The 21,441-nt window shown below is 63.7% G+C and carries 22 protein-coding genes; 2 read left to right on the top strand and 20 right to left on the bottom strand.

Translation table 11 applies throughout. The features are described 5' to 3' along the window. Positions 1 to 44: 44 nt before the first annotated feature. Both SJI03_RS08120 and SJI03_RS08115 read right to left on the bottom strand, forming a co-directional pair. Positions 45 to 284 (bottom strand): hypothetical protein, encoded by a 240-nt coding sequence (locus SJI03_RS08120; RefSeq protein WP_099378551.1) that lies wholly within the window; start codon positions 282 to 284, stop codon positions 45 to 47. Between the two features lie 24 nt (positions 285 to 308). Then, positions 309 to 461, bottom strand: a complete 153-nt coding sequence (locus SJI03_RS08115; RefSeq protein ID WP_168208500.1) for a hypothetical protein — start codon at positions 459 to 461, stop codon at positions 309 to 311. Between the two features lie 222 nt (positions 462 to 683). Here SJI03_RS08115 and SJI03_RS08110 point away from each other — a divergent pair, with 222 nt between their 5' ends. Beyond that, entirely contained in the window at positions 684 to 1,202 is a 519-nt protein-coding gene (locus tag SJI03_RS08110) for a hypothetical protein (RefSeq protein ID WP_099378550.1), read from the top strand. Between the two features lies 1 nt (position 1,203). Here SJI03_RS08110 and SJI03_RS08105 read toward each other — a convergent pair whose 3' ends face one another. The 8 genes from SJI03_RS08105 to SJI03_RS08070 form a co-directional block, all read right to left on the bottom strand. Then, positions 1,204 to 2,013, bottom strand: coding sequence for a hypothetical protein (locus tag SJI03_RS08105; protein ID WP_322426766.1), 810 nt, complete (start codon positions 2,011 to 2,013; stop codon positions 1,204 to 1,206). A gap of 87 nt (positions 2,014 to 2,100) precedes the next feature. Further along, positions 2,101 to 2,679, bottom strand: a complete 579-nt coding sequence (locus SJI03_RS08100) for a nucleotidyltransferase family protein (RefSeq protein ID WP_322426765.1) — start codon at positions 2,677 to 2,679, stop codon at positions 2,101 to 2,103. Positions 2,680 to 2,681: 2 nt separating this feature from the next. Next, on the bottom strand, positions 2,682 to 3,680 hold the full coding sequence (locus tag SJI03_RS08095; RefSeq protein WP_322426764.1) for a DUF4424 family protein: 999 nt from the start codon (positions 3,678 to 3,680) through the stop codon (positions 2,682 to 2,684). A gap of 5 nt (positions 3,681 to 3,685) precedes the next feature. Next, positions 3,686 to 6,517 carry an ATP-binding protein gene (locus SJI03_RS08090; RefSeq protein WP_322426763.1) on the bottom strand — a complete coding sequence of 944 codons (2,832 nt, stop codon included), beginning with the start codon at positions 6,515 to 6,517 and terminating at the stop codon, positions 3,686 to 3,688. A gap of 8 nt (positions 6,518 to 6,525) precedes the next feature. Continuing rightward, positions 6,526 to 7,269 carry a hypothetical protein gene (locus SJI03_RS08085; protein ID WP_176390728.1) on the bottom strand — a complete coding sequence of 248 codons (744 nt, stop codon included), beginning with the start codon at positions 7,267 to 7,269 and terminating at the stop codon, positions 6,526 to 6,528. Then, positions 7,262 to 8,632, bottom strand: coding sequence for a hypothetical protein (locus SJI03_RS08080; protein ID WP_099378545.1), 1,371 nt, complete (start codon positions 8,630 to 8,632; stop codon positions 7,262 to 7,264). The genes SJI03_RS08085 and SJI03_RS08080 overlap by 8 nt, the downstream gene beginning before the upstream one ends. A gap of 235 nt (positions 8,633 to 8,867) precedes the next feature. Continuing rightward, a complete protein-coding gene (locus tag SJI03_RS08075) occupies positions 8,868 to 9,632 on the bottom strand; it encodes a DUF3108 domain-containing protein (RefSeq protein WP_322426762.1) in 765 nt (254 codons plus the stop codon). Next, positions 9,633 to 10,751: a DUF3108 domain-containing protein gene (locus SJI03_RS08070; RefSeq protein ID WP_322426761.1), complete on the bottom strand. Its 1,119-nt coding sequence runs from the start codon at positions 10,749 to 10,751 to the stop codon at positions 9,633 to 9,635. A 149-nt stretch (positions 10,752 to 10,900) separates the two neighbouring features. Here SJI03_RS08070 and SJI03_RS08065 point away from each other — a divergent pair, with 149 nt between their 5' ends. After that, on the top strand, positions 10,901 to 11,623 hold the full coding sequence (locus SJI03_RS08065; protein ID WP_322426760.1) for a PhaM family polyhydroxyalkanoate granule multifunctional regulatory protein: 723 nt from the start codon (positions 10,901 to 10,903) through the stop codon (positions 11,621 to 11,623). Positions 11,624 to 11,644: 21 nt separating this feature from the next. On the opposite strand, the gene SJI03_RS08060 is transcribed toward SJI03_RS08065, so the two are convergent. From SJI03_RS08060 to SJI03_RS08015, 10 genes are all read right to left on the bottom strand, one after another. Continuing rightward, a complete protein-coding gene (locus SJI03_RS08060) occupies positions 11,645 to 11,941 on the bottom strand; it encodes a hypothetical protein (RefSeq protein ID WP_225242919.1) in 297 nt (98 codons plus the stop codon). Next, on the bottom strand, positions 11,925 to 13,655 hold the full coding sequence (locus SJI03_RS08055) for a response regulator (protein ID WP_322426759.1): 1,731 nt from the start codon (positions 13,653 to 13,655) through the stop codon (positions 11,925 to 11,927). The genes SJI03_RS08060 and SJI03_RS08055 overlap by 17 nt, the downstream gene beginning before the upstream one ends. A gap of 11 nt (positions 13,656 to 13,666) precedes the next feature. Beyond that, positions 13,667 to 14,386: a sensor histidine kinase gene (locus SJI03_RS08050; protein ID WP_099378540.1), complete on the bottom strand. Its 720-nt coding sequence runs from the start codon at positions 14,384 to 14,386 to the stop codon at positions 13,667 to 13,669. A gap of 157 nt (positions 14,387 to 14,543) precedes the next feature. Then, positions 14,544 to 16,349, bottom strand: a complete 1,806-nt coding sequence (locus SJI03_RS08045; RefSeq protein ID WP_322426758.1) for a family 2A encapsulin nanocompartment cargo protein cysteine desulfurase — start codon at positions 16,347 to 16,349, stop codon at positions 14,544 to 14,546. Beyond that, positions 16,324 to 17,253 carry a family 2A encapsulin nanocompartment shell protein gene (locus tag SJI03_RS08040; protein ID WP_034784363.1) on the bottom strand — a complete coding sequence of 310 codons (930 nt, stop codon included), beginning with the start codon at positions 17,251 to 17,253 and terminating at the stop codon, positions 16,324 to 16,326. The genes SJI03_RS08045 and SJI03_RS08040 overlap by 26 nt, the downstream gene beginning before the upstream one ends. A gap of 117 nt (positions 17,254 to 17,370) precedes the next feature. Then, a complete protein-coding gene (locus tag SJI03_RS08035) occupies positions 17,371 to 17,595 on the bottom strand; it encodes a helix-turn-helix domain-containing protein (protein WP_086147172.1) in 225 nt (74 codons plus the stop codon). Between the two features lie 7 nt (positions 17,596 to 17,602). After that, on the bottom strand, positions 17,603 to 18,589 hold the full coding sequence (epsC, locus tag SJI03_RS08030; protein ID WP_099378537.1) for a serine O-acetyltransferase EpsC: 987 nt from the start codon (positions 18,587 to 18,589) through the stop codon (positions 17,603 to 17,605). 19 nt (positions 18,590 to 18,608) lie between these two features. Continuing rightward, entirely contained in the window at positions 18,609 to 19,106 is a 498-nt protein-coding gene (locus tag SJI03_RS08025; RefSeq protein ID WP_099378536.1) for a rhodanese-like domain-containing protein, read from the bottom strand. Between the two features lie 117 nt (positions 19,107 to 19,223). Beyond that, a complete protein-coding gene (gene mnmC / locus SJI03_RS08020; RefSeq protein WP_322426757.1) occupies positions 19,224 to 20,855 on the bottom strand; it encodes an FAD-dependent 5-carboxymethylaminomethyl-2-thiouridine(34) oxidoreductase MnmC in 1,632 nt (543 codons plus the stop codon). Next, entirely contained in the window at positions 20,855 to 21,418 is a 564-nt protein-coding gene (locus SJI03_RS08015) for a DNA-3-methyladenine glycosylase I (RefSeq protein WP_099378632.1), read from the bottom strand. Before SJI03_RS08015 ends, mnmC begins: the two co-directional genes overlap by 1 nt. Between the last annotated feature and the right edge of the window lie 23 nt (positions 21,419 to 21,441).

Raw genomic sequence — 21,441 nt, 5'->3', positions numbered from 1 at the left:
GGGCGCCTCGGCGCCCTTTTCTTTGCTCTACCGCAAAAGCGATCTTACTCAGCCACGTCGAGGCCCCGCTCGATCATGCCTTCGACATACGCGCGCAGGTATTGTTCCAGCGCGGGGCCGGACAGCACGTTGGCCGTCAGCGCGCCGTGCGGCGAGCCTTTCAGCACGCCGTCGTGGTACACGCGCGCAATCCAGGCCACGTCCGTGCCCTGGGTGTAATCGAGTTCATAGTCGAACGATTCTCCGCTGACTTTGCGTGTGTAGACTTCCTTGACAATTGCCATCTAAAACAGCCTTTCTTGACGAGATTAACTGGGATGCGGGTGCGGCACGGGATCATCCTGCGGCACCGGGTGCACGGGCCCCGGATGGTGCCCGGGCGCTTCTTGCGGCTCCGGCGCCGGCATGGGTTCATCGACGGGCGCCGGGTCGGGCGCGCGGTGGGCATGGATGACTGACATGGCTGGCCTCCCTGCAGACAAAAGAAGACCATACCACGAGATGCCCGCCGCTGCCCTTATTTGCCTGCCGGTTTGATATCGGCGGCCAGCGCCCTGCCATGACAGACCATAGTGCTTGCATGCCAAGTAAATGTCAACATGCAACTTTTACCGTTTGACAAGCATCGCCGCCTGTCCCCATCTGGCTTACAATCGCTGTTTTACCCGTACCCGATTGCATACATGGAAACCACCACCCTCGCCCTGCTGTTACTGGTCCCGCTGCTGGTCTGGCGCATTTATTCGCGCCTGAAGAAACTGGTGGCGCGCCAGAAGTCGCAGCTGTGGCGGCACTGGACCGTGGCGATCGCGTTTCCCGTACTGCTGTTGTTTCTGGCGACGACGACGAAATTCGACACCCTGCCCCTGTCCAGCCTGGGCGCGGCCGCACTGGCCGGCGGCTGGCTGGGCGTGCTGGGCCTGAAGCTGACGCGCTTCGAGCACGTCGGCAAGGATTTCTTCTTTACCCAGCACCGCTACCTGGGCCTGGCCATCACGATGTTGTTCATCGCACGATTGCTGTACCGTGGTATGGAGATCTACCTGAACTCGCGCCAAGACGTGCCCGTGCCGCCGCCACCGTTCGGCCAGAGCCCGCTGACCATGGCTGCCTACGGCCTCGTCATCGGCTACTACGCCGTGTATGCGTGGGGCCTGGTGCGCTGGCGCCAGCGCAACAAGCCCTTGCAAGCCTCAGAGTAAATCAATAGTACTGGCACAGGCCAGTACACGTCGTCACCGACAGCGCCTGGCGTATCGTCGCCAGCGCCGGCGCCAAGGCAGGGTCGAGGTCCTTGTCCGCATCGGCCAGGCTGGTCAGCAGGCGCTCGCGCAAGGGCGGCGCCATCAGATTGGCATTTGCCGTGGCATGCTGCGCCGCCGTTGCCAGCATGACTTTCTTTTGCGCCACATTCCAGAACGGCACCTGCACAAACTGCACCACATTCGCAAACATGGTGCTCGATCCCTTGCTGAAGGCGCGGGCCCGCATGCGCTCGGCACCGCTCACGTCCTGCGCCGGCTGCGTGCTGAACTCGGCTTCCATCAAACCGATCAAGTGCGCATGGCAATGCACGCCGAAGGCAAACAGGGCGGCCATTTCATCGCCATAATTGGCCAGGTTCTGCGTCACCTGCTCCCGGCGCGCCTGCTGCAGCTCCGCGCCGGACAGCAGCAGCGGCCGTTGCAAGCCAAACGTGTAATACGCCTTGCCCAGGTTGGTCGCCCGCTCGCAAACGGCCACGCTCTGGTTCATGTCCTGCAGCGCGGCCACGGGCGCCTGGAACAGGCGCGGGCCATCGGCGACCTGGACAAACAATGCCGCCACGGCAGGGTCGGCCAAATGCGGCAAGCTGCCATCGGCAGTGGACGCGGCCATCATCGCTTCCAGGTGCGTGGCAGCTTGCTGGAAATCGGTATAGCTGTCGGCGCAGGCGACGGGTGCCACGAGGGCGGAGGAAAGGCAGAACAGGTGGCCGAGGCGGCGCAGCGGCGTGGAAATCAAGAAGGACATGGGATCAGGAAAACACTATTGGGAAATTGGCAATTATAGGCAATCTGTATCCACAGTGCATTTAATTGTGTTTTACACCACTTTTATCTAGGCGATGATGGTGACGCGCGGCCAGCGCGCCGCATAGTCCTTGCTGGCCAGGCGCTGCGCATAGCCGTCCAGGCTGATGCGCGCCGGGTTGCGCCGCACCACCATATTGAACAGATCATCGAGGCCATGCGGCGCGACGATGCCGATCTCGCCGTCAGGCTGCAGATAGATGCCAACCGAGGTGGCAAATTCGGGCCAGGAAGCGATGGCGTCGTCGAGCGACAGCAGCGGCGGCACGGCATAGCCAAAAGCATCTTCGAACCACAGGTGCACCCGCGCCTGGTTGCAGACCTCCCACGGCACGCCGGGCAACGCAGTTTCCAGGCGCTGGCGCAGTTCCACCTCGCGCCGGGGTTGCAAATTGTGCGCATCGAAATACGCCACGTCGACGTCGCTCAAGACCGACGGTTGCGCGTAGCCGTGCAAGGCGTCCCACACGAGGTTGCGCACGGCGCCGGCACCGATGCAGCAGTGGGGCAAGCCCAGCTGCGCCACGGCTTGCAAGGCTTGCATGCACCACGGTGTGGCGCGGGCGATGGCGCGCAGGCGCGCGGCCAGCGCTTCCTGCGTGCTCATTCCTATGGCCGGATCTGCGGCGCCACGCCGTCGTGGGCACCACCGATCTCGACATTGCCAAAGTACACGTCCAGGTCCTGTTTCGGATGGAAGTTGCGCAGCTTGACTTGCAAGGTGGTGGGGTTGATTTTCGTAAACGTACCGGGGAAGCACAGGCTGACCAGCTCGTCCGACTTGCCCTTGATCAGGTTCAAGGTAAAGTCTTCGATGCCATTCTTCCATGTATTGCCCGTCGTCAGAATGTACGAGACCCACACGGCATTGACGAAGCCGCTTTCACCCTGCTTGGCCGCCAGGCGGTTCCACGTCTTGTAGAAGGCCTTGTCGCCGCAGTATTTCTTTTCAAAGGCATTGCCATCGCCCAGGTAAGAAGCGCCAGGACCGGCCGCGACGAACGGCGCATATTGATGGCGCACGCGCACGACTTTGCCGGCGGGGAATTTCTGCTGCCACAGGTAGATGACTTTCACGGTCCAGGCCGGCACCCATTCCTCGTCGTACAGCTGGGCCAGTAGGCCTTCACGGATCATGATCTTGCTCTGCGCGGCCGTCAGCGGCGTCACTTTCTTGTCGAACGGCGTGTGCGAGGGGAAATACGCAATTTGCGCATCCGACAAGCCCAGCTGGCGCAAGCGGGCCGTCACGTCCTCGGCATCGAGCTTGGCGACAAACGTGGTTTTATAATCCTTGCGCTTGCCATCCACGTCGACAGTAAATTGCTGCGGCTGGCCGTAATACGTGGGTGAGCCATGGTAGCCGGCCGCGTATTCTGGCAAGGGGAAGAAGATCGTCTCTTCCACATCCCTGGCCGATTCATTGAGGAATTCGTACTCGACCTTGATCAAGTCCGTGCTCACGCTGAGCACTTCCTTTTTCATGGCCACGGCATCCGTCTTGCCGAACAGAATGCCGCCCGCGCTCACGGAACCGATGCCGTCGTTGGCCACGGCCGTGCAGGCCAATGCCAGCGACAGGGCCGCGGCCAGAATGAGCTTGCCCATGGCCATCACGCCACCTTGCCCGATACGGGATCGACGCGGCGCTGCAGCACGAAAATCGGTTGCGCCCATTGGGTATCCTTTTTCTTCTTGCTGGTGATCAAAGTCAGTTCCGACGGATCGTAGACATCCGTGTTGTGCGTCAACGGCGTCGTCATCAGGTATTGCGCTTCCGTGTTTTTCAGGAACTCGCCGACCAATTGAATATTGCGGATATCGAGGTGGGCAAACGGTTCGTCGATGAAGACGAAGCCGCCGGAACCGTCCTCCGATTTCAGCAAGCCGATCAGCAACACCAGCGACTTCATCACTTGCTGGCCGCCCGACGCCTCGCCATCGTTCATGCCGATGACGCCCTTGCCGTCGAACTTGAAGCGCACGTGCAAGCCCGCCTGCGACAGCTGCACGTCGTCGTTTTCCAGGCGCACGGGGTCGGCATGCACTTCGATGCCGGCCAGTTCACCCAGTTCCTTGATGTTCTTGCTGTACGTCTTGATGGTGTAGCGCAAGCGTTCCATGTAGGCGCCGCGGGCATTGCCCGTCGCTTCGATGGCGCGGTTGTTCTGGTAGCGGCGCTCGTCCGTCTCAGACTGGCGGCCATGCAACTGGTCCGACAGGCGGTGATGCTGGTCGATGACGGTAGCGTCGAGTTCCCAGTCGTCGCGCGCCAGGCTGTTTTGCAGGCTGGCCACGCGCAGATCGACCTGGTGCGCATTCTGGTGTTCGGCCACGAGCGCCGCGCGTCGGCCCGGCCTGCGCCAGCTTTTCGGCAAGTGGCGCCACGCATGGCGCAAGGCCAGCAAGACGCGCGCATGCTCGGCGCGCTGTTCGATCTGCTTCTTGTAGCCGAGGCGCGAGCCGGCTTCCGCCTCGGACAGGGCCAGGCGCGCATTTTGCCACACGGTATCGGCACGCGTACGCGCCACGGTGGCGTTCTTGGTGAGGTTTTGCAGTTCGCCCAGGCGGCCGCCCACTTCCAGACGCTCTTCCTTGAGCGGCTTCGAATTGCGCAGCGCTTCGGCAAATTCTTCCTGACGAGCACTGAGTTCCTTGGCCGCGTCGACGCCCGCGATGCGCGCCTTCAAGGCGCCCACTTCGGCCGCCAGCTTCGAGATCGCCAGGGTCAAGGTGTCTTCCTGTCCTTCCAGGCCCGGCAGGGAGCGCAGCAGCGCTTCCAGGCGGCCGCTGCGGCCAGCCTGGCCGAAGCGGTAGCGCGACGCTTCCACGAACAGGGAGCGGCCGCCGCGGCGTTCGCGGTGGTACGCCTCGGGCGTGATCCACTCTTCGTGATTGCCCAGCTTGAAGCCCGCTTCGACGGAATCGACGCGGGAAATGCGCGACAGCTGCTCGATCAGCCAGCTCGGCACGGGCGCGGAAAATTTCACCACGGCCAGCAAGCTTTCGTCCTTGGCGACAGGCGCCGTGACCAGCTCGGGCACGATGAAGTGGCGGTAGCGTTCCTTCTCGGCCAAACGGTAGGCGGCAGCCGCATCCTTGGCTTTATCGAGCAGAACGACCGAGGCGTAACCGCCCAACACGCCCTCGACGGCGCCCTGCCAGCGGCTATCCGTCACCTCGACGATATCGGACAGCATCGCGTGTGCAATCCCCGCGTCGCGCAGCGCGCGGCGCATGCCGCGCACATTGTCCGGCTCCGGCATGGCCGTCTTGCCTTGCAGTGCGGCAATCGTCGCCTGCTCGCCCGCGATGCGGGCCGACAAGGCGTCGCGCTGCTGGCGCTGGCGCAGCAGTTCCGCTTCCTTCTGTTCCAGCTGAGCCGCCACTTCGGCGATATCGCTGCCCGAGTCCGCCGCCAGCTTGTGCAGGCGGTCCTTCTGTTCCAGCAGGCTGTCCAGCGGTTTCAGCTTGCTATTGATCAGGGACAAACGGCTCTGCAAGCCTATCGATTCCTGCTCCAGCAGGGTTTCATTCATCTGCGCGTCGGACAGGGCCTTCGCCTGCGCGGCCAGCGCATTGCGTTTATCGGTCAGTTGCTGGTCCGCCTGCGCCATCGGTTTGCGCGCATCGCGCAATTGACGGCTGGCCTGAGCCGCCTTTTCGCGCGCCTCGTGGTATTGCAAGCTGGGCAGCACTTCTTCCAGCAGGTTGCGACGCTCTTTATGCAGCCCTTCCCACTGGTGGTAATTGGCCACGCGCAGGCGCAAGCCTTCCAGATTGGTTTTCGACGCTTCAAGTTCCGTCTCGAAGCGTTTCAGTTCCACTTCCGTATCGCGCTGGTGGCGCTTGGCTTCATCGTAGGCATCCAGCACTTCCTTGTCGCCGAACACCTGGAACACCAGGTCGAGCAGCTGGCGCGGCGCGTATTCGCACAATTTGTCCGTCTCGCCCTGCTCCAGCGCCAGCACTTTCGACATGGCGGGCGACAGGCCCGCATTGGCCAGGCGCTTGCGGTAGTTTTCCACACCGAGCCAGTCGTTGGCATCCGTGATGTCCTCGATCTGCACATTGCCTGGACGCATCAGATACTGGCGCTTCCAGTCGCCACCATTCTTCTGGATCTGGCAAAACAGGGTCACTTCATCGTCGCTGAAGAAGCCGGAACTGCGGAACGGGCGATTCGACAGCTGCTTGCCCACGTTCTTGTTGTCGACCACGGCGCGCAGCCAGGCCGTCTGCTGACCCGAATGGCGCGCATAGTGTTTATACGTGCGGCCCATCGAGCAGTCGAGGCCGAACAGGGTGCGCAAGGCGTCGAGCAAGGTGGTCTTGCCGGAGCCGTTCTGCCCCGCGATGGTGATGATCTTCGCGTCGAGCGGGATGTTCTTGATGCGCTGCCAATAATCCCAGTGCACCAGTTCAAGTGATTTGATATGAAACATGGGCGCTTTCAGTGAGGAAGGTCGGACGACGTCGTGTCATCGGCATCGCCGGCGTCGGGCAGGTCGCCGATGTCGGCGGACAAATCAGCCGACAAGTCAGCATCGAGGTCGACGGCCACCAGGCGCGCCGGCGCCCGCTTGAACACGTCGGCCAGGGCGCCGTTGATGATGCGTTCCTTGAGCACGTCGGTATCCATCATCAGGTCCAGCAGCGGACCTTCCAGGATGAAATCGCCACGCCGCTCGATGAAGCCCAGCTTGGCCAGGGTGCCCAGATTCATGTCCATGCGCGTCTTTTTGCCCAGCTTGTCGCCGAAGTCCGACAGCAGTGCCTTGTAGGAAATGCCGATCGACGCGTCTTCCGCGCGCGGCAGCGGTTTTTCCGTGCCGAACATGTCGTTCTGGTCATCGTCCGCGTGCTGGTGCGTTTCCTGGCGTTCACGCTTGGGCAGGATGATCTGCGCCCACAGCACCACCAGCAAGGCCACGCCATCGCGCGCCAAACCGAAATTATTGTTTTGCCACACGTCGCGCGCGCCGAAAATCTTCGGTTCGATGGTGCGCGTCAGTGCCAGGGTGACATGGTCGGCATACACGTTGTCGAGCAGCTTCAAGCCGCAGGCCAGCAATCGCGCATCGATTTCGGCGCGGAACAGCTCGTCGGACAGCACGCGCTTGACGAGCTTGTCGTCGCGGCGCAGGGTTTGATGCGTGAGCAGGCGCGCAATCAGGATTTGGGAATCGTCATTCATCGGCGGTGCCGCTATCTAAATCAAGTGAAACATTCAGTGAAAGCGAGGCGATCGACATGGCCGCCACATGGGGGTCGGTCAGCTGGACCATCTCGTCGGTCGGTGTAAAGGTAATCGGCAAACGGGCCAGTTCGGCCGTCGAGCCTTGCAAGCTCGCTTCGGAAACATCGCCGAGCAGCGGCAGCATGGAGGCGCGGTACGAGGCCACGGCAAAGCTGGCCGGCAGCAGCGAGTCCTGCACGGGCACCGATTTCGGCCCCTCTTCGCCGATGCTGGGGAAATTGCCCAGGCTGGCGAAGTTTGACAGGCGGTCCAACAGGTCATCGAGTTCAAGCTGCATGGCGGGTCCGTCGCTGATGGTGGTGGGCGCATCCTCGCCGCTAGGCAGGCCCGTGTTGATGACGCCTGCCGCCCGCTCGGACAGCAGTTCCGTTTCGGCCACATCGATCATTTCGGCCGGCGTGGAGAACAGCGGTACGACGGGCTGGTCGATGGCGCCTTCGGCCAGGCTGGCCAGGTCGTCGTGCAGCAAGAGCCAGCGCTTGATGTCGGTAGTCGACAGGCCCGACTGGCCCAGGTGCACGCGCTGGCGCTCGATCTGGTTCAGGGCGCGCGAAAACATGCCTTGCATGTTCAGCAATTTACTTTGCGCGCGGCCAATCGCCTGCGCCGCCTTGTGCGTGGCGCTGTCAGCGTTTTCATCGGACGTGATCGCCACGAGAATCTCGGAACCCTTCTCGACCCAGTCGCAGGCCATGTTCCACTTCGCTTGCGCCGTGCGCAGCCGGAATTCGGAACCGGAAGCGATGGCGTCGGAGAATTCTTCCGTCAAGTCCACCAGGCGCCCCAGCAAATGCTGAAGTTGCTCGACCGATACGCCGCCGACGGCTTGCGCACCAGCCACCTGCGACAGCAGAAAGCCCATTTCCGCTTCATCTTCCGTCTGCCCCAGGCCCAGCAAGCTGTCGATGGCGGACAGCACATTGCGCGCCATCGGGGTCACGCGGTACACGCCCTGCTGCGCATCCCAGGCCAGCAACTGGTTCGAGCGCAGGCGCAGCAAGACCGTTTCCAGGCTTTCCGGCAACAGATACGCCAGTTTCGTGTTGATATCGGCGCGCGTATAGGCGGACGTGGCCGCATCGGACGCCAGCTCGCGCAACACCAGCAGGCGCACCAGCACGCCATCGAAACCGCCGTGGAACAGGGCTGTAAACACTTGCAGCAGGGGCTGCGCCCGCTTCAAGTGAAATACCTGCTCGATCTCGTCGGCCGAAATATTGGGCTGGAAATGCGCCTGCAAGGAATCGTGATGCTCTTGCTCTGTCTGATTTGCATCCGTAGCCACGGCTGCACTTGCCATTATATCAATCATTCTTTTCCGGATGAGTGTTCAGCGGGCGGCGCTGCGGGCTAACGCGGCGCTGCGGGGCGGGGGCGTCAGTATATCAGTTCTGACATGCAATTTAGCGCATGGGAGGGGGAGGTGCGGACACGGCGCAACGCTGGCGCCTGCTTATTAAGACTCCTGATGACGAAAACCCATGAAAGGCTGGGGTCAGACCCGGCGGGTCTGACCCTACAACAACAGCGAGCACTTACTTCTTGACGATCTTTTGCAAGGTTTGCTCGACGTAATCGCCGTCTTCATCGGCGAACGTCACCTTCACGGGATACCATTCCAGCGACGGCGCCAGCCACAGGTCCACTTGCTGGCCCTTCTTGTCCGGCGGCGGCGCCTTGACCAGGTGCACGGCCTCCACCAAACCCTGGCCGGTGGCGACGGTCTCCTGCTTGACGACCTTGAAGGTCCACGGTTCGGCGTCATGGCGGCCGGCAACGAAGAAGCTCCATTCCGAGCCAGGCGTAAATTTCTCGGGGATGGCGCGCGCCACGCTGACCAGTTGCCAGACGGTGCTGTTACGGTCCTGCTCGCCGCCTTTCAGCGGATAGCTGTCATCGCCTTCGCTGAAGACGATGGTCTTGCTGTCGCGCTTGAAGGTGGTCGTGGCCGCTTCCTTGCGGAAGCGCTTTTCCACGAACTGGACCGGCGCCAGGCCGTAATCGTCGACCGTGCCTTCGCTGCGCTGTTCCAGTATTTTGCCGAACAGGGCGGCCTTGGTTTCGGCCAGCAGCGAGTACTTGCCATCGCCGGCGCGCCAGTTGCTGACGGATTCGCCCGACAGCGCAATGCCGCGCTGCTTCGCCTTGATCGAATACACGAGGTCGGCCGAGGGCGCCAGCTTGTACGGACGCTTGATGACGGGGTGATCGACGGGCTCGTCCGCCGCCATGGCGGGGGACAAGGTGGCAGCCAGCAGGCTGGCGATCAGCAATTGTTTTAAAGTTTTCAAAGTAGTCATTTATTTTCCTGTAGCGTCATTGACGCGAATTTGGGTCACGGTTTGCGTGGTCAGCGCCCCGTTCGCTTCGGTATTGCGTATTTGTACCGGATACCATTGCATGGATGGCGCCAGCCAGATATCGAGCTGCGACGAATACGTGCCGGGCTTCGGCGGGCGGCGCAGATGCCACGTCACCAGGCGGCCCATCCTGGTTTCCAGTTCTTCCTCGCCCACCAGGTGGAAGCGGAACACGGTCGCTTCCTTTTCCTCGCCGACGAGTATGTCGATATTGCCCACCAGCTGGTTGACGTCGGCGCGGCCGATGGCGGCCAGCTGGAACGGCACGGTGGCCTTGTCTTGCGCCCCCTCTTGCCATGGCACCGTGGCCGTCGTGGCCGAAAAGGTGATGGCCTTGGCGTCGCGGTTGAAATGCGTGGCCGTTTGCGCGCGGCCCTTGCGTTTCTCCGTGGCCGTGACGGGCACGATGCCGCTGCCATCGATCACGCCTTCGCTGGTCAGCACCAGCAGGTTGATGCGCGTGATCAGCATGCTCAAACCCACTTCCAGCTTCAGCTGATACGTGTCGCCCCGGTTGTCCCACGCCATCGCGGCCACGCCCTGCCATTTGGTGCCATCCGCATCGCGCCGGTCCACATGCAGGTCGAACTGGGCCGAGGCAGGCGCATTCGTCTTGTAGCGGCGTGCCTGCTCGACGGGCGGCGGCGGCGGCGCGCTGGCCGGCACGGGTGCGGCGGCCACGGCGGGCGCCGGCGCCGTGATGGCCGGGGCAGCCACGGCGGCCGCCTCGGTCGAGGCCGGGCCTTCCGGCACGTCGCTGGCGGGCGCCGTCAACTGGGGCGTTTCGCTCGACGCCAGCTCCGTCGGGGGCGGCGGTGGCGGCGGCCTGGGCTTGGGCACTGGCCGCAGTTCAGGCGGCGGTGGCTGCACCACCGGCAGCGGTTTGGGCGGCTCGGCGATCAAGGCCATGCTGACCACCTGCGCATGATTCTGTCCCAGCGGCACCATGCTGGCACGCGAAGTGAGCCATTCCAACGCCACGTAATGCAGTACGCCGATGACCGCGACAAAGACGACGGTGCGGCGGCGCGGTGGCGAAAAGAAGGAGTCAGGCATCATAGGCCGTAGTGTAACGCTTCCGCCCCGCTTCCCGCTTCTTGCCCGTGCTCAACTCTTAATGTTTTATGTAAGAAAATGTTGGCGGCATTGCGTCAGTTGCAAGCCGATATCTGCTACGCTAAGGCTATCCACCTACCAGGAGATTTCGCATGGCAAACCCGCAAATGCCCCAAATGCCGGGCGCAGCAGTTGTGACCGATACGCTCGACTTCGTCAAAAACCTGTGGGGCAGCATGAGCGTGCCCGGCATGGGCATGCCTGGCATAACGGCGCCCACCATGTCGGTGGAAGAGCTGGACAAAAAGATCAACGACCTGAAAGCCGTCGAAGCGTGGCTGAACCTCAACACCAGCATGCTGCGCGGCAGTATCCAGGCGCTGGAAGTGCAGCGCGGCACCATCGCCACATTGAAATCGATGGGCGCGTCACTGGCGGCGGCCATCACGCAACCGGGCGCCAGCGAGAAAACCGTGTTTGAATCCGTGCCCTACGCTTCCGCGTTTTTCCAGCAAGCCACACCTGCGGCACCTGAACCGAAACCGGCACCTGCACCAGCGCCTGCGCCCGTACCGGAACCAGCAGCGGCTGCGCCCGGCGATGCCGGCAGCCAGGCGGCAGCCCAGCTCGCCAATCCAAGTGCCTGGTGGAATTTGTTACAAGATCAGTTCAAGCAAGCCGTCTCGACGGCGATGTCACCCGACGCCACCAGCGCGGCAGCGGCCAGCTTTGGCAGCGTGAGCAAAGCCAAGCCAGCGGCCAGCAAGCCGGCCAAACCTGCCGAGGCAGGCACGGCAGCCAAGGCCAAGGCCCCGCTGCGCAAGGCGCCCGCGAAACGCGCAGCGCCCAAGGCTAAAGCGTCAGGCAAAGCCTGATGCTGCAAGCCGGCAATATGATCAGGCGATACGATGAATGCGGATCGCCTCGATCATGTTGTCGGCCTGGCGTTTTACGTCACCGATCGTGATCAGGCCTTCGTCGGCCAGCGCCTTGGCGTGCTCGTACGAAGACTGGAATGTTTCCAGCGTGTCTCCCTTGGCGGCGACCGGGCGTACCCAGGCAATACTGCCGACTTTCATTTTTTTGTACACTTCATTGACCACATCACGCATAGTTTCTTCCTTATTGTTGTAAAGCAACTCAAGCACGGGCGAACCCACGCTGGCCCCTAGTTTATCATCCGGCACGCTCACGCACGGCTTTTCCCCCTTTTTCCGGCGCCAAAGGCGCATTTTCCGGCGCCACGACGGCGTCTTCCGGCCCGGGCGGCGGTGTCAGCTGCACCAGTTGCTCCATCAATTGCGCGAAGCGCTGCTGCCCTGGTGCAATTTTGTCTACATATAACAACACTTCCATGGCCTCGGCCGCCAAGTCGGCCTGAAACCCGCGCTGCTGCAGGAAAGAGACGATGATTTGCGCGGAATTGAACAGGATACGCAGGTTGTTCGGCAGCTTTTCGCGCGCCGCGCGCATCCAGGCCACCGCCTCGTTGAGCTTATCCGTCTTCCACAGCAGCACGCCCTTGTTCATCAAGTCCGACGCTTCCTTGCGCGAGGCGATGATCAGGCTCGTGCCTTCGTCGCCCATCTTCGCCTTGTCGAAAATCTTTTGCACTTCGTCCTGCACCACCTGGTTGTCGTGGTTGTTCTTCACCACGTAGCACAGCAGGCCGGCCGGCGCATCCTTGACACCGACGGCGAACAGCAAGGTGGCCAGCTCCATGCAGATGGCCTTCTCAGGCCGCGCCGGGTCTTCAAGCAGCATGGCTTCGAGCTCGTCGCCGCACTTGCGCGCACGCCGGTAATCGCCCGTTTCGTGGTGCACCATGCCTTCCGTGATCTTCGCGCGCAGCCCGATCTGCTCGGGCGAGAACTCGCGCTGCGCCAGCAGCAGCCACTGCAGCGCCTCCTTGGCATCCTTCTTCAGGCCGCACACGCGCGCCAGTCCCAGGTAGGCGTCCGGCGTCTTCATGACGGAAAACTCACCGATGGAAATACACTTGCGAAAGGCCTTTTCCGCCATGCTGACATTGCCCACTTTCAGGGCCGCGAGCCCCAAGTTGCGCTGGCGCGGCACGGAATTGGGCGACAGGCGCGCCGCCTTTTCCAGCACGCCGCACGCTTCCTCGTGCTGGCCCATCAGCTGGTAGGCGACGGCCATCTGGTCGTAGGCGTCGATGTAATACTTGTTTTCGACGATCACGCCCTGGAAGATCTGCCGCGCCGCCTCGTGCTCGCCGTTGTTCATGCGGATCTTGCCCAGGCCCGCCTTGGCCCAGCTGTAATCGCGGTCGGCCAGCACTTTTTCATACACGGCGCGGGCCTTTTCCGGCTCGCCGCTTTTCAGCAGCAAACTGGCCTTCATGCGCAGCAATTCCAGCTCGTGCAGCTTGTTGAGCTCGATCTGCGCGTCGCACAATTTCGCCGCGCGCAGATAATCCTTTTCCATGCAGGCCTGGTCGATTTCGCGGAATACCTGCTTCTTGTGCCACACGCGGTTCAAGCGCGTCAGCAGCACGCCTTCCGTGATCGGCTTGATCAGGTAGGCGTCGGGCTGGTGCTCGGCCGCGCCCATCACGGATTCCACGCTTTTCTCGGCCGACACCATCAGCCACACGCTCGATGGCGCCGTCAGGTTGCGCACGCGCGTCTCTTCCAGCACTTGCTGGCCGTTCTTGCCTTCGCCCAGGTTGTAATCGCACAGCACCACGTCGTAGCGTGTCTTGGCCAGCAGCTTCATGGCTTCGCCGCCGCTGGCCGCCTGGTCGATATGGCGCGCGCCCAGGTTGCGCAAGGATTCGCGCAACAGGATGCGGATGCCGATGAAATCGTCGACCAGCAGATAATGCTTGTCGGCCCAGTCGGTGCTGCCCGCTTCGGCGGCGGTGGCGTGGCTGTCTGTCGTCATGGGTTCCTCGTTCAGGGCAGGCGCAGGATGAAGCAGCCGCCGCCCAGGGCGCCGCCATTTTCCAGCGCGATGCTGCCGCTGCTGCCCCGGTGCTTGTGCATCTTTGCCACTTCGCTGGAAAAATACAGGCCCAGTCCCGTGCTGTTGGTGGAAAAATTCACGCCCGCCGCCATGCCATCCATGGCTGCGCTGCCCGCGTCGAGCAAGGCCTGCGTATAGCCGTCGCCATTGTCTTCCACGCGCAGCTCGAGCATGCCGTCGTGCTCCCGCACGGACAGGCGGATCGTGTCTTTCGTGTAGCGGATGGCGTTGTTGATGGCATGCGCGAGCACGCCGATGACCAGGTCTTCATCGAGGGTCCAGATCAGCTCGGGCGCACAAGCCGTCTCCAGCTGGATGCCTTTCGAGGCCAGCAATATCTTTTCCTGGTCCACCACCTGGTCGACCACCTGGCTCACCAGTTGCGGCTGCACGTCGAAAGGGTAGCCGGGCTTGCCCACTTCCTTGTACAGGGCCAGCAGCTGGATCAGGTTATCGTTGAGGCGCTTGGTCTGGTACAGCATCTGCGCCATCTGCAGGTAGGCGGGGTCGGCCTGGGGGGCTGTTTTCGCCTGCTCGGCCGCCAGCAGCGATTCCAGCGTGCCGCTGACCACGCTGATCGAATTTTTCATGTCGTGCACGGTCGACGCCAGGAACAGGAAAAGCTCGGGCGAGCTGTGTTGATCTTCCACCGGATATCTCCTTGGGGCCGCAGCTTGATTATTGCCAAGGATAAATTATACCGCCAGCCTGCGGGCGCCTGCCAGCCACGCGCAAAGTCCGTGACCTGACGCAACAATGCCGCCCCCGCTTGTGCCGGGGCGGCATCAGATTGTCAGGCCAGCAAGATTAGCGGCGCGCGCCCGCCAGGCGTTTGACCACGACGATCATGCGGTCGATTTCCTCATACGTGTTGTAGAAGGCGAACGATGGCCGCACGGTCGCTTCCACGCCGAAGCGGCGCAGGATCGGCTGGGCGCAGTGGTGGCCCGAGCGCACGGCGATGCCCTCGTCGTTCAGGGCGCGCCCCACTTCCGCCGGCTCGTAGCCGGCCAGCACGAACGAGGCCACGCTGGCCTTGTCCAGCGCCGTGCCGATCAGGCGCACGCCGGGAATGGCCTGCAAATGATGCGTCGCGTATTCCAGCAGCGCGTGCTCGTAGGCAGCGATGTTTTCCAGGCCGATGCGCTGCACGTAATCGATGGCCGCGCCCAGGCCCACGGCATCGGCGATATTGCCCGTGCCCGCCTCGAAACGGTTCGGCACGCCCTGGTACACGGTGCGCTCGAACGTGACGTCGGCGATCATGTTGCCGCCGCCCTGCCATGGCGGCAATTGCTCGAGCAAGTCCGCCTTGCCATACACGGCGCCGATGCCCGTCGGGCCGAACACTTTATGGCCCGAGAAGACATAAAAATCGGCGCCCAGCGCCTGCACGTCCACGCGCAGGTGCGACACGGCTTGCGCCCCATCGACCAGCACGCGCACCCCGGCCGCATGCGCCAGCGCGATGATCTGCGCCACGGGCGTGACCGTCCCCAGCGCATTCGACACCTGCGTCACGGACACCAGTTTCGTGCGCCCATTGAGCAGCTTGCGGAATTCGTCGAGCAGTATCTGGCCGCTGTCATCGACGGGAATCACGCGCAAGGTTGCGCCCTTTTCCGCCGCCAGTTGCTGCCATGGCACGATGTTGGCGTGGTGTTCCAGCTGCGAGACGATGATCTCGTCGCCGCTGCCGATGTACTTGCGCCCAAACGTATTGGCGACCAGGTTGATGCCCTCGGTGGCGCCACGCACGAAAATAATTTCATTGGCCGAGGCGGCGCCAAGGAAATTGGCCACCTTGGCGCGTGCCGCTTCATACGCGTCGCTGGCGCGCGCCGCCAATGCGTGTGCCGCGCGGTGAATGTTCGAGTTCTCGTGCGCATAAAAATACGACACGCGGTCGATCACCGACTGCGGCTTGTGCGTGGTGGCCGCATTGTCGAACCAGGCCAGCGGCTTGCCGTTGACCCGTTCGGCCAGCACGGGAAAATCGCGCCGCACGGCGTGCACGTCGAACGGCGCCGGCGTCTGGTGTTGACCAGGCTTCGTCGCCGGGGGCAGCTCGGTCTGGAAATAGAATGCGGGCTGACCGGCGGCTGGCGCCACGGGCAGCTGGCGCGCGGGCACCTGCGGCGGCGTGGAAAACAGTCCCCGCAGATCATCGGGTGCCGCCTGCCCCAGCCCCTGCTGCGCCAGGCCGTCGAGCTTGCCGTTCGACGCGGGATAGCCATGCGCGCCGCCGACAAAGTAATACGGCGACGGCGCACCGAGGCTTGACGCCCGCGGCGTGGGAATCGATGCCGGCGCCGGCGCAAGCGGCGACTCCAGAGGCGGCGTCACGGGCGGCACTTGCGCCGTCGCCACGCCGGGGGCGATGGCAGCAAACGAAGGGCCGGGCTGCGGCGGCGGACGGTTCGCATAGCGAGGCGCCGCATCGAGCACGCTGCCGGAACCACCGAGGCTGGGCGACTTGTCCAACGCGGGGGCCACCCCCGGCAGGCGCGCAAAGAATTCACCGGCCAGGCGGTTCAGGGTCGCTTCGTCAGGTAAGAACGGGACGGCAGGCAAGCCCGCCGCGCCATCACTTGTAGGTGTCTGGGTAGTCATGGTATTTACCGATCTCCACGTCTTCCAGTACGGCCAGCGCATCGTCGGTCAGCACGGCCAGCGAGCAATACAGCGAAATCAGATAGGACGAAATCGCGTGGCGGTTGATGCCCATGAAACGCACGGACAGGCCCGGACTTTGCTCGCCCGCCAGGCCAGGCTGGAACAGGCCGATCACGCCCTGGCGCTGTTCGCCCGCGCGCAGCAAAATGATCTTCGTCTTGCCGTCTTCGATCGGCAGTTTGTCGGACGGCACCAGCGGCACGCCGCGCCACGTGAGGAACTGGGAACCGAACAGGCTGACGGTCGGTGGCGGCACGCCGCGGCGCGTGCATTCGCGGCCAAAGGCGGCAATGGCCAGCGGATGCGCGAGGAAGAAGCCCGGCTCCTTCCACACTTTCGTCAGCAGTTCGTCAAGGTCGTCCGGCGTGGGCGCGCCCGTCAGGGTAAAGATGCGCTGGTCGTCATGCACGCTGGCCAGCAGGCCGTAGTCGGGATTGTTGATCAATTCACTTTCCTGGCGCTCCTTGATCGTCTCGATGGTCAGGCGCAGCTGCTCCTTGATCTGGTCGTGCGGGCTGCTGTACAAGTCCGACACGCGTGTGTGCACGTCGAGCACCGTGCTGACGGCATTGAGAAAATACTCGCGCGGCTGGTCATCGTAGTCGACGAAAGTCTGCGGCAGTTCCGACTCGTCGCGCTGCGAGCAGGCCACGCGCACGTCCTTCGGATTTTTTACGCGATTGAGGCGGTAGATACCCGCTTCCACGGGCAGCCATTGCAGCAGGTGCACGAGCCAGCGCGGCGTGATCGTGGATAACTGGGGGACGCTCTTGCTTGCATTGGCCAGCTGGCGCGCGGCGTTATCGCCCAGCGCGAACTGGTTCTCTGTTGCTTCTGCCATGACTACTCCTGATGAGAAAAGTGAATATGCTTATCTGAAAAACGAATAAAGTATCGGACGCCCCTCTCATTTACTCAACATGCTATCGCCATCATCGTGGCGCTTAATCCACCCGCTTTAATCCACCAGCTCCGGCTCGCAGCGCGCCATCAATCCCGCCAGGCCGACGCCCAGCGCGATGGCCAGTTTTTCCACCGTCAGCAGCGACGGCGTGGCGGCGCCCCGTTCAATTTCGCCGATGAACGAGCGGTTCAAGTCGGCCGCTTCGGCCAGCCGCTCCTGCGACCAGCCATGCCCTTCGCGCAACTGGCGCACGGCCAGTCCAAACTGTTTGATCAACATGCTGTCCTCATGGGTGGTGGGCAAAAGCGGGGTGGGATGGCGCCGGCAATTCGGGCGCTTCCTGCTGGTTGTGCGCTTGCGTGACATGGCTGCCGGGCGCCACGCTGCGGGTCAGCCAGACATTGCCGCCGATGACGGAACCCTGGCCGATGGTCACCCGTCCGAGGATCGTCGCGCCCGCGTAGATGACCACGTCGTCCTGCACGATGGGATGGCGCGCCAGTCCCTTTTTCAGCACGCCGTCGGCGCCGGCGGGAAAGCGCTTGGCGCCCAGGGTGACGGCTTGATAAATGCGCACCCGTTCGCCGAGGATGGCCGTCTCGCCGATCACCACGCCCGTGCCATGGTCGATGAAAAAGCTGCTGCCGATGATGGCGCCAGGGTGGATGTCGATGCCCGTCTGCGAATGGGCCACTTCGGCGATGATGCGCGCCACCAGCGGCGCACCGAGCGCATACAAGGTGTGCGCCAGGCGGTAATGGATGATGGCCAGGATGCCCGGATAGCACAGCAGCACTTCATCGACGCTGTGCGCGGCCGGGTCGCCATGGAAGGCGGCCGCCACGTCCGTGTCGAGCTGGGCGCGGATGCGCGGCAGCGCGCGGGCAAAGCGCTGCACGATGGCCAGCGCCTGCTGTTCGATGGACACCGTCTGCTGCAAGCCATGCTGGCGCGCGTGGTAACTGAGTTCGCGCCGCACCTGTTCGTGCAGGCCCGTCAGGGTCGTGTCGAGCGTGTGGCCGACAAAAAAATCCTCGCTCTCCTGCTGCAGGTCGAGGGGGCCCAGGCGCATGGGGAACAGGGCCGCGCACAGGGCTTTGATGATGTCGTGCAAATGCTGGCGCGACGGGAATTCGCGCGCACCGCACTCCTGGTTGCTGGCCAAACCTTCGCGCCACTGCTCGCGCACGGCGCGCAATTCATCGACGATCTGGTGCAGTTCCCATTGCGGCTGCGCGGCAAGGGAGGCAGGGGGAAGGGCTCGCTGGTTCATGGTGGGTCCGGGAAGAGATTTAATCTTGCAGCCAGGGCAGCGCATGCCAGCGCCAGCCACCGCTGTGGCCACGCTGCTGCTGCTCGTCGAGGTCGCCCTCGAAGCCTTGCGCGATATTGAAGACGTGCGTGAAACCGGCCTTGGCGGCCGCTTCGGCAGCCGCGGCCGAGCGCTTTCCGCTGCGGCACAGCAGCACCACGACGGCATCCTTGCCGCCCGCCTTTGCTTCCAGTTCGCGCGTAAAGCGGGGATTGCGGTTCATGGACGTACCGGTCGCCCACGCCACGTGCAGCGAGGCGGGCACGTAGCCGACAAAAGTGCGTTCTTCATTCGTGCGCACGTCGACCAGCACGGCCTTGCCGGCCTGCACCAGCTGCCACGCATCCTGCGCGCTGACAATGCCCGCATACGGCAAGCCCTGCGCCTGCGCCTGGGTGCGCGCGAGATTGAGCACTTCGTCAAACGCCGCCTCGCCATGCGCGGCGCGGGGATCGAAAATCAGTTCTGCAGCAGCCATCTTTCCACCTCTTTATTCCGTCGTCAAAAACCAGCACGAGTCCACTGTAGCGAACTTATGTTGTTCGGAAAACAAATTAAAAAGAGTTTGGAAAGCTGAAAAACGTATATGGGAGATTTATGCAGCGCGGCGGCGTTCGCGCAGCAGGAAGCGCGCAGGATCAAGCGCAGCGGCCAATTGACTCTCCAGCGGCAACGGCTCCCCCTCCAGCTGGCAGGCCAGCAGCTCGGCCGCCAGCGGCGCCCAGATCAGGCCGCGCGAGGCGTAACCGAGCAAGCCAAACAGGCCGGGCCAGCGCGGCACGTCGCGCAGGCGCTCGCAGCGGCCTGGCACGCCGGGGTCGGGCAAGGCGCCCGCCAGCGGCAGGCGGTCCGGCGCCATGCAGCGAAAGCCCGTGCGCCCGGCCAGCGGCGCGGCGAACGGGGTCACGCCAAGAATGTCGGCGATCTTCGCGATATTGTCTTCCTGGCTCGATGGGCGCAGTTCAGTGTCTGCGTCCGCATCGTAGCTGGCGCCCACGCACACCACGCCCTGGTGCGCCGGCGTCATGTAGGCCTCGCGGCACACGACGAACGGCAAGGACGGCAAGCTGCCTTCGGCCAGGTGCGTGACCTGGCCGCGCACGGCGTCGAGCGGCAGGCCGGCCGCCTGTTCGAAATCGATGGCCCCCGTGCCCGCCGCCAGGATGACGTTGGGCGCGGCCGCAATCAGGGCGCCGTCCGCATCGCGCACCAGCCATTCCTGGTCGCCACGTTCCAGGCGCAGGGCGCTGCTGGAAAAGCGCCGCGTCAGCAAGGCGCCGCAGGCGTCCAGCATGGCCGCGCAGACGGAGGACGGGCGCGCCCAACCGCCCTGCTCGAACCACCAGGCGCCATCGGGCGCCGGCGCGCCCAGCATGGCCGTCGCTTCGGGCGCTTCCAGCCAGCGGGCGAATTCGCGCGGATACAAGCCGCTGGCGGCGATCTGCCGCTGCACCTGCGCATGCGTGCCGTCGCGCGCCAGGTGCAGCACGCCGCTTTGCGCACCCTCGATGGCCGCGCCGATGCCGCCCAGGTCTTTCCAGCGGCGCAGCGAGTACAGATAGGCGGCGCGCGTCAGGCGCGTGGCGATGTTGTCGTCCTTCGACAGCAACGGCATGAAGATGCCCGCCAGGTTGCCCGACGCTTCGCTGGCCGGCTGCGCGTGGCGCTCGATCAAGGTCACCTTCCAGCCGCGCGCGGCCAGCCGTTCGCAGGCGGCCGCACCGGCCACGCCCGCGCCGATGACGATGGCGCGGCGCTCGGGCGCCACGGCAGCCACGTGCTCGCCGCGCCGCACATAAAACATGGCACGCAGGCGGCTCTCGTCGAAGACAAAACCGTTCTTTTGCAGCGCCGTGCGCTGCGCCTCGTCCAGGTGCACGGCCTGCAGGCGGGCGCCGTCCATCATCAGGCGCGCCAGCACCGGCGTGGCGGCCGGCACCCAGGCCAGATGCACTTCATCGACACGCGCCGACAATTGCGCCAGGCAGGCATCGGGCTCGCCAATCAGCACGTCGAGCGTGACGAGGCCATCGTGCGAGACCATGCGGTGCAGGCCCGGCACGCAAGGCGGCCACTGTGCCCGCCACTGCTCGGGCAAGTGGCGGGCATCGACGGGACGCGGCGCCAGCGCGATGTAGTGCAGGCGGCGGCCGCCATGCGCCGTGCAGGCGGCGCGCAAACGGGCGCCGTCAAAATCCGTGTCGAGCAGGACCAGCACGCGGCGCATCAATGCCCCGCGCGGCAAAAGCAGGCGGGCGCATGGTCGTTGACCATGCCGATGCCCTGCATGTAGGCGTAGATGATGGTCGAGCCGACGAACTTGAAACCCCGCTTGAGCAGGTCTTTCGACAACTGGTCCGACAAGGCCGTCTTGGCGGGAAACTCGCCCGGCTGCCAGCTGTTGACGATGGGCTGGCCATCGACATACGCCCACAGGAAGCTGTCCAGGGTCTGCCCTTCCGCGCGCAGGCGCAAATAGGCTTGCGCATTCGTGATGGCGGCCGCCACCTTCAGGCGGTTGCGCACGATGCCGGGGTCCGCCAGCAGCTGCGCCACCTTGTCCGGGCCGTACGCGGCGATCTTCTGCGCGTCCCAGTTGTCGAAAGCGGCGCGGTAGGTGTCGCGCTTGTTGAGGATGGTTTCCCAGCTCAGGCCAGCCTGCGCGCCTTCCAGGTTCAGCATCTCGAACAGCCGGCGCTCGTCGTGGCAGGGCACGCCCCACTCCGTATCGTGGTAATCGAGATAGCGGGGATTGGCCGGATTGGCCCAGGAGCAGCGGGTGATGGTCATGGTCGTGTTCTTCATGTGCAGGC

The organism is Janthinobacterium sp. GMG1 (assembly GCF_034427795.1).
Lineage (GTDB): Bacteria > Pseudomonadota > Gammaproteobacteria > Burkholderiales > Burkholderiaceae_D > Janthinobacterium.
Note: the sequence above shows the minus strand (reverse complement) of the source record. Positions and strands in the feature narration are given on the sequence as shown.

Coding starts and splice junctions, on each gene's coding strand:
- SJI03_RS08120 (WP_099378551.1), bottom strand. CDS start 284: ATGGCAATTGTCAAGGAAGTCTACACACGCAAAGTCAGCGGAGAATCG.
- SJI03_RS08115 (WP_168208500.1), bottom strand. CDS start 461: ATGTCAGTCATCCATGCCCACCGCGCGCCCGACCCGGCGCCCGTCGAT.
- SJI03_RS08110 (WP_099378550.1), top strand. CDS start 684: ATGGAAACCACCACCCTCGCCCTGCTGTTACTGGTCCCGCTGCTGGTC.
- SJI03_RS08105 (WP_322426766.1), bottom strand. CDS start 2,013: ATGTCCTTCTTGATTTCCACGCCGCTGCGCCGCCTCGGCCACCTGTTC.
- SJI03_RS08100 (WP_322426765.1), bottom strand. CDS start 2,679: ATGAGCACGCAGGAAGCGCTGGCCGCGCGCCTGCGCGCCATCGCCCGC.
- SJI03_RS08095 (WP_322426764.1), bottom strand. CDS start 3,680: ATGGGCAAGCTCATTCTGGCCGCGGCCCTGTCGCTGGCATTGGCCTGC.
- SJI03_RS08090 (WP_322426763.1), bottom strand. CDS start 6,517: ATGTTTCATATCAAATCACTTGAACTGGTGCACTGGGATTATTGGCAG.
- SJI03_RS08085 (WP_176390728.1), bottom strand. CDS start 7,269: ATGAATGACGATTCCCAAATCCTGATTGCGCGCCTGCTCACGCATCAA.
- SJI03_RS08080 (WP_099378545.1), bottom strand. CDS start 8,632: ATGGCAAGTGCAGCCGTGGCTACGGATGCAAATCAGACAGAGCAAGAG.
- SJI03_RS08075 (WP_322426762.1), bottom strand. CDS start 9,632: ATGACTACTTTGAAAACTTTAAAACAATTGCTGATCGCCAGCCTGCTG.
- SJI03_RS08070 (WP_322426761.1), bottom strand. CDS start 10,751: ATGATGCCTGACTCCTTCTTTTCGCCACCGCGCCGCCGCACCGTCGTC.
- SJI03_RS08065 (WP_322426760.1), top strand. CDS start 10,901: ATGGCAAACCCGCAAATGCCCCAAATGCCGGGCGCAGCAGTTGTGACC.
- SJI03_RS08055 (WP_322426759.1), bottom strand. CDS start 13,655: ATGACGACAGACAGCCACGCCACCGCCGCCGAAGCGGGCAGCACCGAC.
- SJI03_RS08045 (WP_322426758.1), bottom strand. CDS start 16,349: ATGACTACCCAGACACCTACAAGTGATGGCGCGGCGGGCTTGCCTGCC.
- SJI03_RS08040 (WP_034784363.1), bottom strand. CDS start 17,253: ATGGCAGAAGCAACAGAGAACCAGTTCGCGCTGGGCGATAACGCCGCG.
- SJI03_RS08035 (WP_086147172.1), bottom strand. CDS start 17,595: ATGTTGATCAAACAGTTTGGACTGGCCGTGCGCCAGTTGCGCGAAGGG.
- epsC (WP_099378537.1), bottom strand. CDS start 18,589: ATGAACCAGCGAGCCCTTCCCCCTGCCTCCCTTGCCGCGCAGCCGCAA.
- SJI03_RS08025 (WP_099378536.1), bottom strand. CDS start 19,106: ATGGCTGCTGCAGAACTGATTTTCGATCCCCGCGCCGCGCATGGCGAG.
- mnmC (WP_322426757.1), bottom strand. CDS start 20,855: ATGCGCCGCGTGCTGGTCCTGCTCGACACGGATTTTGACGGCGCCCGT.
- SJI03_RS08015 (WP_099378632.1), bottom strand. CDS start 21,418: ATGACCATCACCCGCTGCTCCTGGGCCAATCCGGCCAATCCCCGCTAT.